The organism is Bacillus sp. T33-2 (assembly GCF_002860205.1).
In the GTDB taxonomy this organism is placed as follows: Bacteria; Bacillota; Bacilli; order Bacillales; family Cytobacillaceae; genus T33-2.
The window spans coordinates 1-13,293 of sequence record NZ_PGVB01000010.1 but is presented as its reverse complement, the minus strand read 5'-3'; the positions used below and the strand labels follow the sequence as shown (position 1 = coordinate 13,293).

Annotated in this window: 12 protein-coding genes and 1 pseudogene; all 13 read left to right on the top strand. The window is 47.0% G+C overall.

What is annotated here, in order from left to right; translation table 11 throughout:
- The first annotated feature begins 18 nt into the window (after positions 1–18).
- The 13 genes and pseudogenes from rbfA to dapA all read left to right on the top strand — a co-directional run bounded on the left by rbfA (position 19) and on the right by dapA (position 13,184).
- Positions 19–387, top strand: coding sequence for a 30S ribosome-binding factor RbfA (gene rbfA / locus CVD19_RS06995; RefSeq protein ID WP_101581142.1), 369 nt, complete (start codon positions 19–21; stop codon positions 385–387).
- A 67-nt stretch (positions 388–454) separates the two neighbouring features.
- Positions 455–1,381 carry a tRNA pseudouridine(55) synthase TruB gene (truB, locus tag CVD19_RS06990; RefSeq protein ID WP_101581141.1) on the top strand — a complete coding sequence of 309 codons (927 nt, stop codon included), beginning with the start codon at positions 455–457 and terminating at the stop codon, positions 1,379–1,381.
- A 56-nt stretch (positions 1,382–1,437) separates the two neighbouring features.
- Positions 1,438–2,422 (top strand): annotated as a pseudogene (gene ribF, locus CVD19_RS06985) (bifunctional riboflavin kinase/FAD synthetase).
- Between the two features lie 87 nt (positions 2,423–2,509).
- Complete coding sequence (gene rpsO, locus CVD19_RS06980) at positions 2,510–2,779, top strand: 30S ribosomal protein S15 (protein ID WP_101581139.1); 270 nt, start codon at positions 2,510–2,512, stop codon at positions 2,777–2,779.
- A 153-nt stretch (positions 2,780–2,932) separates the two neighbouring features.
- Complete coding sequence (gene pnp, locus CVD19_RS06975) at positions 2,933–5,053, top strand: polyribonucleotide nucleotidyltransferase (protein ID WP_101581138.1); 2,121 nt, start codon at positions 2,933–2,935, stop codon at positions 5,051–5,053.
- A gap of 122 nt (positions 5,054–5,175) precedes the next feature.
- Positions 5,176–6,129, top strand: coding sequence for a polysaccharide deacetylase family protein (locus CVD19_RS06970; protein WP_101581137.1), 954 nt, complete (start codon positions 5,176–5,178; stop codon positions 6,127–6,129).
- 100 nt (positions 6,130–6,229) lie between these two features.
- Positions 6,230–7,462, top strand: coding sequence for a M16 family metallopeptidase (locus CVD19_RS06965; RefSeq protein WP_101581136.1), 1,233 nt, complete (start codon positions 6,230–6,232; stop codon positions 7,460–7,462).
- A 132-nt stretch (positions 7,463–7,594) separates the two neighbouring features.
- Positions 7,595–7,837, top strand: a complete 243-nt coding sequence (locus tag CVD19_RS06960) for a YlmC/YmxH family sporulation protein (RefSeq protein ID WP_101581135.1) — start codon at positions 7,595–7,597, stop codon at positions 7,835–7,837.
- A gap of 191 nt (positions 7,838–8,028) precedes the next feature.
- Positions 8,029–8,931 carry a dipicolinic acid synthetase subunit A gene (gene dpaA, locus CVD19_RS06955; protein ID WP_101581134.1) on the top strand — a complete coding sequence of 301 codons (903 nt, stop codon included), beginning with the start codon at positions 8,029–8,031 and terminating at the stop codon, positions 8,929–8,931.
- A complete protein-coding gene (locus tag CVD19_RS06950) occupies positions 8,928–9,527 on the top strand; it encodes a dipicolinate synthase subunit B (protein WP_101581133.1) in 600 nt (199 codons plus the stop codon). The genes dpaA and CVD19_RS06950 overlap by 4 nt, the downstream gene beginning before the upstream one ends.
- A gap of 184 nt (positions 9,528–9,711) precedes the next feature.
- Positions 9,712–10,764 carry an aspartate-semialdehyde dehydrogenase gene (asd, locus tag CVD19_RS06940; RefSeq protein ID WP_101581131.1) on the top strand — a complete coding sequence of 351 codons (1,053 nt, stop codon included), beginning with the start codon at positions 9,712–9,714 and terminating at the stop codon, positions 10,762–10,764.
- Positions 10,765–10,797: 33 nt separating this feature from the next.
- The gene (dapG, locus tag CVD19_RS06935; RefSeq protein WP_101581130.1) at positions 10,798–12,033 is read left to right on the top strand and encodes an aspartate kinase; all 1,236 of its coding nucleotides are present in this window, start codon (positions 10,798–10,800) and stop codon (positions 12,031–12,033) included.
- Positions 12,034–12,317: 284 nt separating this feature from the next.
- Positions 12,318–13,184 (top strand): 4-hydroxy-tetrahydrodipicolinate synthase, encoded by an 867-nt coding sequence (dapA, locus tag CVD19_RS06930; RefSeq protein WP_101581129.1) that lies wholly within the window; start codon positions 12,318–12,320, stop codon positions 13,182–13,184.
- Positions 13,185–13,293: the final 109 nt, after the last annotated feature.

The window sequence follows — 13,293 nt, the reverse complement described above, 5'->3', positions numbered from 1 at the left end:
CAGACGAGGTGACAGACCATGAGTCATAGAGCAAACCGTGTTGGAGAGCAAATGAAAAAAGAGCTAGGTGACATTATTGGACGCAAAATCAAAGATCCGCGAATTGGATTTGTCACGGTCACCGATGTTCAAGTAACTGGGGATCTGCAACAAGCAAAGGTTTATATATCCGTTTTAGGCGGCGATGAGCAAAAGGAAAACACGCTAAAAGGACTGGCTAAAGCAAAAGGCTTTATCCGTTCTGAAATTGGCCAGCGAATAAGGCTGCGGAAAACACCGGAAATCATTTTCGAATTCGATGAATCGATTGACTACGGAAACCGCATAGAATCGCTGCTTCATCAGATTCACGATGAAGAGGAAAAACAGGAAAAACAAGAGGAATAAAATGGATAGACCTTGTGTCTATCCTTTTTTTTCACGTACATAAGATTTATTTGGAAGGTGAGATGTTATGGAAGGCATATTGCCGCTCTATAAACCAGCCGGAATGACTTCACATGATTGTGTTTTTAAACTGAGAAAAATGCTTCGCACCAAAAAGGTCGGCCACACAGGGACACTTGATCCCGACGTGACTGGCGTGTTGCCGATCTGCATCGGCCGGGCCACAAAAGTGGCAGAATATATTACTGATGCAGGAAAGGCTTATGAAGGGGAAGTAACCTTAGGCTTTTCAACCACAACAGAAGATGCTTCAGGGGAAAAAGTGGCGGAAAAAGCCGTGGCGGGCCCGATATCAAGGCCTGAAATCGAGGCTGTGCTGAATTCCCTCCTGGGTGAAATTGAGCAGACACCCCCGATGTTTTCAGCTGTCAAGGTGAATGGTAAAAGGCTGTATGAATATGCGCGACAGGGGATCGAAGTAGAACGGCCAACCAGAAAAGTCAACATCTATTCAATCGAATTGCTCGACGGCCGGGAGTTGTTTGAAGGGGAGACAATTTCATTCCGGTTCCGTGTGTCGTGCAGCAAAGGCACCTATATTCGGACGCTTGCCGTCATGATCGGCGACAGGCTGGGATACCCCGCCCATATGTCTCACCTGACAAGAATACAATCTGCATCATTTACTTTGGAAGACTGTGTCACACTTGAACAGGTTGAAAAATTGGCTGCCGAACATGGTGTTTCTGCCGTTTTGAGGCCGCTTGAAGAAGGGATTTCTTATTTGCCGAAATATCAAATAAGTGATACAGTAGCAGAGAAAGTAAAAAACGGGGCGATTCTGGAAATTCCGCCACAACTCGCGGATGTCGACGGACCGATCGTCGTCGGGACCAACACTGGGATTGCATTGGCGATTTACAGGAAACACCCGCGCAAACCAGGCTGCATCAAGCCTGACAAAGTATTGAGGAACGAATCGCAACAGCAATAATTTATATATATCGTTGTTTTATAAATGAGGCTTTACTAGAAAAGGTGAGTATCATCGTGCAATTGATCAGATTAGAGCATCCTCTCTCATGCGTTGAGGATTTGCCCGCTTTTGCCATGGCGCTCGGTTATTTCGACGGCGTCCATCTTGGGCACCAGAAGGTCATTAATGAAGCAAAATCAGCAGCTCAAAAATTGGGGCTAAAGAGCGCAGTTATGACTTTTGATCCACACCCGTCCGTTGTCCTCGGGAAAAGTGAACAAAAAGTGCAATATATTACGCCCTTGAAGGACAAGATCCAGTTGATTGAAGACCTGGGTGTTGATTATTTATTTGTAGTCCATTTCACGCCTGAATTCGCGGCGCTGCTGCCGCAGGAATTTGCAGATCAATATATTTTGGGATTGAATGTCAAACATGTCGTAGCCGGGTTCGATTTTACATATGGCAGACTGGGAAAAGGCACAATGGAAACTCTCCCGTTCCATTCCCGCGGCGGTTTTGATTTCACAGTGGTACCCAAGCTTTCATCCGAAGGAGAAAAGGTCAGTTCAACTTTGATCAGGTCCTGCCTGAAAAAGGGTGAGATGGACAGAATCCCATCTTTGCTGGGCCGGTTCTATACGACCAGGGGCAAGGTTGTCCATGGTGATAAGCGCGGAAGAACGATCGGATTTCCCACCGCAAATATTGAGACTGATGTAGAATACATTTTCCCGCCCCTCGGGGTTTATGCCGTAAAAATCAAGCATCGCAGCACTTGGCATGAAGGGGTCTGCAACGTCGGGTATAAGCCGACGTTCAAAGATGAAAGGCCAGAGGTGCCATCTGTCGAGGTTCATATCTTTGATTTCGTCAGTGATATTTACGGTGACCATGTCACGGTTGAATGGCACCTGCATCTCCGTCAGGAACAGAAGTTTGAAGGGATCCAGCAGCTTGTCAGCCAGATCGAAAAAGACAAACAAAATGCACTGCTGTACTTTCAAAAAAACAAGGCTTAGGCTTGCTTTTTGCCATGAAAAGATGTATTCTTATTAACGTACCGAAAAGGAACCTTTGCTTGGCAAGTCGAGTCACCGACGCTTGCTCGGTAACAGGGGATCTATAATCAGGAGGTGAAAACGGATGGCAATCACAAAAGAACGTAAAAACGAACTAATCAATGAGTACAAAACTCACGATAGTGACACTGGCTCACCTGAGGTTCAAATCGCTGTCCTTACTGAAGAAATCAACAATTTGAACGATCACTTGCGCGTTCATAAGAAAGACCACCATTCACGTCGCGGTCTTTTAAAAATGGTAGGTAAACGTCGTAATCTTTTGACTTACCTGCGCAACAAAGACGTTTCACGTTACCGTGAATTAATCAACAAGCTTGGTTTACGTCGATAATCAGCAGAAGCGGGATTTTTCCCGCTTTTTTAATATGCACAAAACAATTTGCGCCCACATATCGACTCCTTCTTTTAAGGACAGGGGTTTGTGTACATACTATTAATAAAAACGAGTCCATATAGATTTAAGGCAGAGAGGGGCAATAAAAGAATGGAACATGAAAAACAAAGTTTTTCCATAGACTGGGCCGGGCGGAAGCTGACCGTTGAAGTAGGGCAGCTTGCCAAACAGGCAAACGGTGCTGTCATGGTCCGTTACGGCGATACAGCAGTACTGAGTACAGCAACGGCTTCAAAAGAACCTAAAAATGTCGATTTCTTTCCGCTGACAGTGAATTATGAGGAAAGGCTTTACGCAGTCGGAAAAATCCCCGGCGGCTTTATTAAAAGAGAAGGGCGCCCAAGTGAAAAAGCGATTCTGGCGAGCCGTTTAATCGACCGGCCGATCCGCCCGCTGTTCGCTGACGGCTTCCGCAACGATGTGCAGGTCATCAGCATCGTCATGAGTGTTGACCAGGACTGCCCGCCTGAAATGGCTGCTATGTTTGGATCGTCACTCGCACTTTCTGTGTCTGACATTCCATTTGAAGGCCCGATTGCCGGTGTCGTAGTCGGACGTATCGATGGCAAATTTGTGATCAACCCTTCTGTGGATGAAACAGAAAAAAGCGATATGCATCTGACTGTCGCCGGTACAAAAGATGCGATCAACATGGTTGAAGCGGGGGCGAATGAAGTTCCTGAGGAAGTGATGCTCGAGGCGATCATGTTCGGCCATGATGAAATCAAGCGCCTGATTGCTTTCCAGGAGGAAGTTGCCGACAAGGTTGGCAAAGCAAAAAGGGAAATAACGCTATATGAGTTGGATAAAGACCTTGAGGCTGAAATCCGCGAAATGTGTGAGCAGGACATGCTTTCTGCCATCCAGGTGAAAGAGAAGCATGCCCGCGAAGAAGCGATCAAGGAAGTCAAAAACAGTGTAATCGCCAAATTTGAAGAACAGCAGGCTGAAGAAGACGGTCTAAAACAGGTGAAACAGATCCTTGACAAAATCGTTAAGGGCGAGGTTCGCCGTCTGATCACCGAAGATAAAATCCGCCCGGATGGACGAAAACTGGATGAAATCCGCCCGCTGTCATCCGAGGTAGGCTTATTGGCACGCACACACGGCTCCGGGTTGTTTACAAGGGGACAAACCCAGGCACTCAGCATTTGTACACTTGGAGCAATGGGTGATGTGCAAATTTTGGACGGGCTCGGCATCGAAGAAGAAAAGCGATTTATGCACCACTATAACTTCCCGCAGTTTTCAGTCGGGGAAACAGGTCCGATCCGCGGGCCCGGACGCCGTGAAATCGGGCACGGAGCTCTTGGGGAAAGGGCGTTGGAGCCAGTCATTCCTTCAGAAAAGGATTTCCCTTACACGATCCGTCTTGTATCGGAAGTGCTGGAATCGAACGGTTCAACATCCCAGGCGAGTATTTGCGCAAGTACGCTGGCGATGATGGATGCTGGTGTTCCGATCAAGGCCCCTGTTGCAGGTATTGCAATGGGACTCGTCAAATCAGGTGAGCATTATTCAATCCTTACCGATATTCAAGGCATGGAAGACCATCTCGGCGACATGGACTTTAAAGTTGCCGGAACCTCCAAAGGGGTTACAGCGCTGCAAATGGATATAAAGATTGAAGGCTTGTCCCGTGAGATTTTAGAAGAAGCATTGCAGCAAGCCAAAAAGGGCCGGATGCAGATCCTTGAATCGATGCTGAATACACTGTCAGAGCCGCGTGGACAGCTGTCCGAATATGCGCCTAAAATCCTGACCATGTCCATTAACCCTGATAAAATACGTGATGTCATTGGGCCAAGCGGAAAACAAATCAATAAAATTATTGAAGAAACTGGCGTCAAGATTGACATTGAACAGGATGGCACCGTTTTTATTGCTTCAATAAATGAAGAAATGAACCAGAAGGCAAAGAAAATCATCGAGGATATCGTCCGGGAAGTCGAAGTTGGCCAGCTGTACCTGGGCAAGGTGAGACGGATCGAAAAATTCGGCGCCTTCGTCGAAATATTCCCAGGCAAAGACGGCCTGGTCCACATTTCCGAGCTCGCTGAAGAACGCGTCGGAAAGGTTGAAGATGTCTTGAAGCTTGGTGACGAATTGCTTGTAAAAGTCACAGAAATCGATAAGCAGGGACGTGTCAACCTGTCCCGCAAGGCTGTATTAAAAGAACAGCGCGAAAAAGCCGAAAAAGCACAAGGATAAATCATTATTCCGAGAGAAAGCCAGGGGGTGCCCTGGCTTTCTCTGATTTTTCACGGCTGCAAATTGCCTTTCGTTCTACCTTGTCCCTCCTTCACATATTTTTTAATGAAGGAGGCTGGATAATGAGAAAGTTGAATACGTTTGCCATCATTTGTTTAACAGCGTGGGTTTTAGTCAATAATCCGTGGTCTACAAAATATCTGGCTGGGATAAAAAATGAAGCTGCTGTTGTTTCCGTGCATGAAGATAACCTAATGAGGGAAATAGAGATGAAAGCGGCTGAGTATGAGGTCCCTGCTTCAAACGCCAAAATAGATCGTGTCTGGAAAGCGATGCCAGGCTATAACGGACTGAAAATAGACATTAAACAGTCATATAAAAAAATGAAGCAGACAGGCAAATTTTCAGAGGAAAAGCTCATTTTTAAACAGACTGTCCCGGAGGTCCTCCTCCGTGACCTTCCTCCGGAGGCGGTTTACAGAGGCCATCCGGATAAGCCGATGGCTAGCTTTATCATCAACGTTGCCTGGGGCAACGAATACCTGTCCGGGATGCTTGCCACACTTAAGAAGCACCATGTTTCAGCCAGTTTTTTCCTTGAGGGCAACTGGGTAAAGAAAAATCCGGACCTGGCAAAGATGATTGTTGACGCGGGGCACGAGATCGGCAACCATTCGTATTCACATCCGGACATGAAACAACTGTCACCGGCTGAAATAAATGAACAGATCGTAAAAACGAACGCCGTGATTTCGGCAACGACCGGTGTCACTTGCCGCTGGTTCGCTCCTCCAAGCGGAAGCTATAAAGATGAAGTAGTCAAAATTGCCGCTGCCCATAAGCTGGGCACCGTTATGTGGAGCATAGATACAATAGATTGGCAAAAGCCAGCGCCCGAAAAGCTGATCGAGCGCGTCACCTCCAGGATTCACAATGGGGCACTAATTTTAATGCATCCAACTGAATCGACAGCAAATTCACTTGACCAATTGATCCGCAACATAAAAAGCAAAAATATCGAGCTTGGGACCGTTTCAGAAAACCTGAGCGAGGAGCGGATCCTGACAAAAAAGTGAAAAATCGATCGTCAGTTTGGAAAAAGTAACAAAAATGGCATATACTATTTTATTGCAGGCATAATTAGTTTTCAGCAGTTGTTCCAGAGGAGGAGTTTAATTGATTAAGAAATATACATGCCAAAACGGAGTAAGAATCGTCCTTGAACAAATTCCGACTGTCCGGTCGGTAGCGATCGGTGTTTGGATTGGAACAGGTTCAAGAAATGAAAACCCTGAGAACAACGGGATTTCTCATTTCCTGGAGCATATGTTTTTTAAGGGGACCAAGACAAGGACGGCAAGGGAAATTGCCGAATCTTTCGACAGCATCGGCGGCCAGGTAAACGCTTTTACGTCAAAAGAGTACACCTGCTACTACGCAAAGGTATTGGATACTCACGCTCAGTTTGCGCTTGAGATTCTTTCGGATATGTTTTTTAACTCCACATTTGTGGCCGAAGAGCTTAACAAGGAGAAAAATGTCGTCTATGAAGAAATTAAGATGTACGAAGATACGCCAGACGATATTGTACACGATTTGTTAAGCCAGGCGATATATGATGACCACCCGCTTGGCTATCCTATCCTGGGATCGGAAAAAACATTGGATACATTCTCGGGTGAGACGCTGAATCAATACATGCATGATAATTATACCCCTGAAAATGTCGTGGTTTCGATTGCCGGAAACATTTCCGAGGCATTCATCAGCAATGTTGAAAAATTATTCGGGTCTTACGAGGGCGGGAAAAACCACAGGGACATAGAGAAGCCCGTGTTCAATGCGAGCCGCATCTCCCGCCAAAAGGAGACGGAACAGGCCCATCTTTGTCTTGGCTTTGAAGGCCTTCAGATCGGGCATAAAGACGTTTACAGCCTGATCGTTTTGAATAACATCCTCGGCGGAAGCATGAGCAGCCGCTTGTTCCAAGAGGTAAGGGAGCAGCGGGGCCTGGCTTATTCTGTATTTTCCTATCATTCAGCATATCTTGACAGCGGGATTGTGACGATTTATGGAGGGACAGGCGCCAAACAGTTGGACGTGCTATATGAAACAATCGAGGAAACACTCGGCAAGCTCCGCGACGAAGGGATCACCGCTAAGGAATTGAACAACAGCAAAGAACAGCTTAAAGGCAGCTTGATGCTCAGCCTGGAGAGCACCAACAGCCGTATGAGCAGGAACGGGAAAAATGAATTGATGCTGGGACGCCACCGCTCGCTTGATGAAATTGTCGAGCAAATAGACCAGGTGACGAAGGAAAGTGTGGATGGATTGGCAAACAGCATTTTTACCGACAAATATTCCACTGCACTGATCAGCCCTGATGGAGAGCTCCCAAATAGTTAAACAAGCAGAACAGCCTGTGCAAACAAGGCTGTTTTTTTATTTAATGCGGTACAAAACAGTTCGGCAATTTGATTCTAAAACAGCCCCCTTGCTGATACATATATAGTAAGGACAAAGCACAGGAGGGCAAAGATGAAGTTAAGCGAACTGGGAGGAAAGGAAATTGTCGATGTTAAAAGGGCTGAGCGTCTTGGGGTGCTTGGGCAGACGGATCTGGAAATCAATGAAAGCACCGGCCAGATTGAGGCGTTGATCATACCTGCGTTGAAGTGGTTTGGGCTGAAGAAGCAAGGCGGAGAAGTAAGGGTCCCATGGCGGCACATCAAAAAGATCGGCAATGACATGATCATCATTGATATACCGGAAAATGAGTAAGTGGTTAGGACTGGCGGGCGCCAGTCCTATTTTTGTTTATTGAGGGAACGTTGCAACTGTAGGCAAACTAAGCAATTTTCATGTCTTTTATTGGGAAAACTCACCGAATCGCCTAATGATACATATGATGTTTAAGTAATTCGCAGTAACATTCTCAGTATGGATAATCGAAAAAAGAAGGTGAAGTACTCATGCTGACAGGAATGCAAATCGCCGTAATGGGCGGTGATGCAAGACAGCTGGAGATTATACGCAAGCTTACAGAGCTGGATGCTAAGCTTTCTTTGATTGGCTTTGAGCAATTGGACCATGCCTTTACAGGAGCGGCGAAAGAGAAAATAGATGATGTGGATTTCACAAGCCTGGACGCCATTATACTGCCGGTTCCGGGTACCAGTCTCGAGGGGCAGGTCGAAACGATTTTTTCAAATGAAAAAGTAGTCCTCACCAAGGAGCTGCTCCAGAACACACCACAGCACTGCACGATTTACTCAGGTATCAGCAATTCACATTTAACAGCCATGACAAAACACGCCAACCGGCGCCTTGTTCAGCTGTTTGAGCGGGACGATGTTGCCATTTATAATTCCATTCCGACGGTAGAGGGCACGATCATGATGGCGATACAGCACACAGACTTTACAATCCACGGTTCAAATGTCGTGGTACTCGGGCTCGGCCGGGTAGGAATGAGTGTTGCCAGGACATTCCATGCACTGGGTGCAAACGTAAAGGTTGGAGCGCGAAAAAGTGAGCATATTGCCAGAATCACCGAGATGGGGCTGGCCCCGTTCCATTTACATGACCTTGAACATTCAGTCAGGGACACAGACATTTGCATAAACACCATCCCCCATCCCGTCGTAAGCGCTTCTGTCATTTCCAAGATGCCTGCCCATACCCTCATTATAGACCTGGCTTCCAAACCGGGCGGCACTGATTTCAGATATGCTGAAAAACGCGGAATAAAAGCTTTGCTCGCACCTGGACTTCCCGGAATTGTGGCCCCGAAAACAGCCGGGCAGATTCTGGCCAATGTTCTTTCTCAGCTGCTTCTTGATGATTTGGACAAACGAAAGGGGAAAGCTACGTGAGCTTAAAAGGAAAAAAAATCGGATTTGGCCTGACTGGATCCCATTGTACGTATGACGCCGTTTTTCCGGAGATAGAAAAGCTTGTGAATGAAGGGGCGGAAGTTTTGCCCGTCGTGAGCTTCACAGTAAAAAATACTGACACGAGATTTGGAAAAGGCGAAGACTGGATCCAGAGAATTGAAGAACTGACCGGAAATAAAGTAATCGATTCAATTGTAAAAGCCGAACCGCTCGGGCCGAAAATTCCTCTCGACTGTATGGTCATTGCACCGATGACAGGCGTGTCGATGAGCAAATTTGCGAATGCAATGAATGATTCTCCGGTTTTGATGGCTGCAAAAGCAACCCTCAGGAACCTGAAGCCGGTCGTCCTTGGCATATCAACAAATGATGCGCTAGGATTGAACGGTGTCAATCTAATGAGGCTGATGTCGACAAAAAATGTCTACTTCATCCCCTTCGGCCAGGACGATCCAGAAAAGAAACCAAATTCCATGGTTGCACGGATGACGGATTTAAGGGAAACTGTTGTATCTGCAATGAACGGAAAACAATACCAGCCCGTACTGGTTGAACGGTACCGCGACGGGCACTAAAACGGTTCCTTTTCTCCCACATAAGCAAAATGTTTCTTTCCTTGTCTCATGATTATGATAAAATAAATGATATTATCAAAATGGCGGCAGGGATTCTTTTTTTGTTTCCTCCGCCTGATACTTATACAGACCGAACCGGCACTGCCGGCACAGGAAAAAAATTAGACCGGAAGGGGAAACTGGCATGCAACATATCCATGGTTTCCATGTAGCTGTTGTGGGAGCAACAGGGGCTGTTGGCCAACAAATGATCAAAACATTAGAAAACCGTGATTTTCCTATTTCAAAATTAACACTGCTATCCTCAGCGCGTTCTGCGGGCAAATCTGTATCCTTTAAAGGAACAGAATATACTGTCCAGGAAGCAAAGCCTGAAAGCTTTGAAGGAGTCGATATTGCCCTTTTCAGCGCCGGAGGGAGCGTTTCAAAGGAACTGGCTCCTGAAGCAGCCAAACGAGGAGCAGTCGTTGTAGACAACACAAGTGCTTTTCGCATGGATGAAAATATACCGCTTGTAGTTCCTGAAGTGAATGCCGCGGATCTTCATGGTCATGGCGGTATCATTGCAAATCCAAACTGTTCAACGATACAGATGGTTGTTGCCCTGGAACCGATCAGGAAGCTGTATGGGCTTAATAAAGTCATTGTTTCGACTTATCAGGCTGTCTCAGGTGCCGGTGCAGCTGCTGTTGATGAACTGACACAGCAAACACAGGCCATTTTGAACGGTGAAAAAATTGAACCGCAAATCCTTCCAGTAAAATCAGATGAAAAGCATTATCAAATCGCCTTCAATGCGATACCGCAAATCGACAAATTTGTGGAAAATGGTTTTACGTATGAAGAGATGAAAATGATCAACGAAACGAAAAAAATCATGCATATGCCTGAACTGCAGGTCGCGGCCACATGCGTCCGCCTTCCCGTTGGCACAGGCCATTCTGAATCGGTTTATTTTGAAATCCAGGAGAGCGGCGTAAGTGCCGATCAAATTAAAGCATTGTTAAAGGATGCACCAGGAGTTATCCTCCAGGACGATCCGGCCCAGCAGATTTATCCTATGCCAGCATATAGTGTCGGCAAAAATGACGTTTTTGTCGGCCGTATCCGGAAGGATCTCGACAATGACCGCGGATTTCATATGTGGGTCGTATCAGATAACCTGTTAAAGGGTGCAGCCTGGAATTCGGTCCAGATTGCCGAAAGCCTCATCCAGCTCGGAATTATCACAAAATAATGATTCATTAGTCAGACTCGTTAGAGGTGTTTCATGAAAATTATCGTTCAAAAATTCGGCGGCACTTCTGTGCGTGACGAAAGCAGCCGTGAACATGCAAAAAAACATATCCAAAAAGCCATCAGTGAAGGGTATAAGGTAGTCGTCGTCGTTTCGGCGATGGGCCGGAAGGGCGACCCTTACGCTACAGATACCCTCCTGTCTTTAGTTGGCGGAAATTCCAGCAAGCTGAGCAAACGGGAGCATGACCTCCTGCTGTCATGCGGAGAGGTTATTTCCAGTGCGGTGTTTGCGAATATGCTGCTTGAAAATGGGATCAATGCAGCGGCACTGACAGGTGCCCAGGCAGGATTCAGGACAAACAGTGAACATACAAATGCCAAGATTCTCGATATGAGATGCGACAGGCTTCTGAAAGAACTGGAGGAAAGGGATGTCATTGTAGTGGCCGGATTCCAGGGGGCTGCCAAAAATGGAGACATCACGACCATCGGCCGGGGCGGGAGCGATACTTCCGCGGCTGCACTCGGTGCTGCCCTGAATGCGGAATGGATCGATATTTTTACAGACGTTGAAGGAATTATGACAGCAGATCCGAGAATTGCGGAAAATGCCAGGCCATTATCAGTTGTGACGTATACTGAGGTCTGCAACATGGCATACCAGGGTGCGAAAGTCATTCATCCCCGCGCTGTGGAAATTGCCATGCAGGCAAAGGTTCCAATCCGGATCAGGTCCACTTATTCTGACAGTCCAGGGACACTCGTTACCTCGATCGACAGGGAGAAACGAGGCAGTGATATCAGGGAACGGCCGGTGACCGGCATTGCCCATGTTTCGCACGTCAGCCAAATCAAGGTATTCGCGAAAAAAGACCAGTATAACCTGCAGTCAGAAGTATTCAAGGCAATGGCCAATGAAAACATCAGCGTCGATTTTATCAATATTTCCCCGAATGGCGTCGTCTATACGGTTGCGGATGGCATGTCGGACAAGGCGCTTGCTGTTTTGGCAGAGCTCGGCCATAGTCCTGATATAGAAAGGAAATGTGCAAAGGTGTCTGTAGTGGGCGCCGGGATGGCCGGCGTTCCGGGGGTCACATCCAAAATCGTTACTGCATTATCGGAAAAAGGCATCCGCATTTTGCAATCCGCGGACAGCCATACTACCATCTGGGTGCTTGTAAAAGAATCCGACCTGGTTAAAGCGGTGAACGCCCTGCACGACGCCTTTCAGTTAGAACAGGAAAAGTATGAGTATGGAATATAGAAAAGCGGAAGCGCCTGAGTTGACGCTGAAGACGGGCACGTCCTGTGCCCAACGCGTCAACCCTTTACATCCTGTAAGACCCCGACAGGCGTAAGAGGGCTCCTGAAGGAAATCCCGATTTCTAAAAAGGACGGCGGCTTACGGCTCGAGCTGCTCAAAGCTAACGCTTCTCGCAAGATACTCTAAGAAGATTATTCAGGATGAAAACTGGCTAGGCGCTGGAGATAGACACCAGTCTAAATACAAAATGATACCTTATTTTTTATAACAGGAGGATTGGGAGTATGGTTCAATTTGGCCGAGTGGCAACGGCAATGGTCACTCCCTTTGATAACAAAGGGCATATTGACTTTTCAAAAACCGCCCAGCTTGTAAACCACTTAATCGAAAATGGAACGGATTCACTTGTTGTTGCAGGCACAACTGGCGAATCTCCGACTCTTTCTAAAGAAGAAAAGCTTGCCTTATTCCAGCACACGGTACGGGCAGCAAATGGCCGCGTTCCTGTCGTTGCAGGCACAGGCAGCAATGACACCTACGCAACCATTGAGCTAACCAGAAAAGCAGAGCAGCTCGGTGTCGACGCAATCATGCTTGTCGCGCCGTATTACAACAAGCCTAACCAGGAAGGGCTTTACCAGCATTTCAAGGCTGTCGCCAGCAGTACATCCCTGCCGGTCATGATTTATAACATCCCTGGGAGGGCAGCCGCCAACATTCAGGCCGAAACCGTCATCCGCCTTGCTGAAATTCCCAATATTGTGGCTGTAAAGGAAGCCAGCGGGGATTTGAATGCAATGACAAAAATCATTGCTGAAACTCCTGATGACTTTCTATTATACAGCGGCGACGATGCCCTTACCCTGCCGGTATTGTCAATCGGTGGAGCCGGGATTGTTTCCGTCGCGTCCCATGTAATCGGAAATGAGATACAGAAGATGATTGAGGCCTTCTTTACTGGCGATTATCAATCCGCAGCAAAACAGCATCAGAAGATTCTGCCGCTGATGCTCGGCCTGTTTGCCGCCCCAAGCCCCGCGCCTGTCAAAACGGCCCTGCAGCTAAAAGGGCTTGATGTAGGGTCTGTCAGGCTGCCGCTCGTTCCCCTTACTCAAGATGAGAGATCAGCGCTGGCCGCGTTGTTCCTATAAATTGCAATAACCGGGTGAAAAGCCAACCAGTTTAAAGCTGGTTGGCTCAGACTGTCGACAAATTCGATGAAAATCGTTTTTGTCGACAGTCTTTTTTGTATAATTGGGA

Excerpts from the sequence above, each read along its gene's own strand:
- asd (WP_101581131.1), top strand. The coding sequence starts at position 9,712 with ATGCAACATATCCATGGTTTCCATGTAGCTGTTGTGGGAGCAACAGGG.
- dapG (WP_101581130.1), top strand. The coding sequence starts at position 10,798 with ATGAAAATTATCGTTCAAAAATTCGGCGGCACTTCTGTGCGTGACGAA.
- dapA (WP_101581129.1), top strand. The coding sequence starts at position 12,318 with ATGGTTCAATTTGGCCGAGTGGCAACGGCAATGGTCACTCCCTTTGAT.
- rbfA (WP_101581142.1), top strand. The coding sequence starts at position 19 with ATGAGTCATAGAGCAAACCGTGTTGGAGAGCAAATGAAAAAAGAGCTA.
- rpsO (WP_101581139.1), top strand. The coding sequence starts at position 2,510 with ATGGCAATCACAAAAGAACGTAAAAACGAACTAATCAATGAGTACAAA.
- pnp (WP_101581138.1), top strand. The coding sequence starts at position 2,933 with ATGGAACATGAAAAACAAAGTTTTTCCATAGACTGGGCCGGGCGGAAG.
- CVD19_RS06960 (WP_101581135.1), top strand. The coding sequence starts at position 7,595 with ATGAAGTTAAGCGAACTGGGAGGAAAGGAAATTGTCGATGTTAAAAGG.
- dpaA (WP_101581134.1), top strand. The coding sequence starts at position 8,029 with ATGCTGACAGGAATGCAAATCGCCGTAATGGGCGGTGATGCAAGACAG.
- truB (WP_101581141.1), top strand. The coding sequence starts at position 455 with ATGGAAGGCATATTGCCGCTCTATAAACCAGCCGGAATGACTTCACAT.
- CVD19_RS06970 (WP_101581137.1), top strand. The coding sequence starts at position 5,176 with ATGAGAAAGTTGAATACGTTTGCCATCATTTGTTTAACAGCGTGGGTT.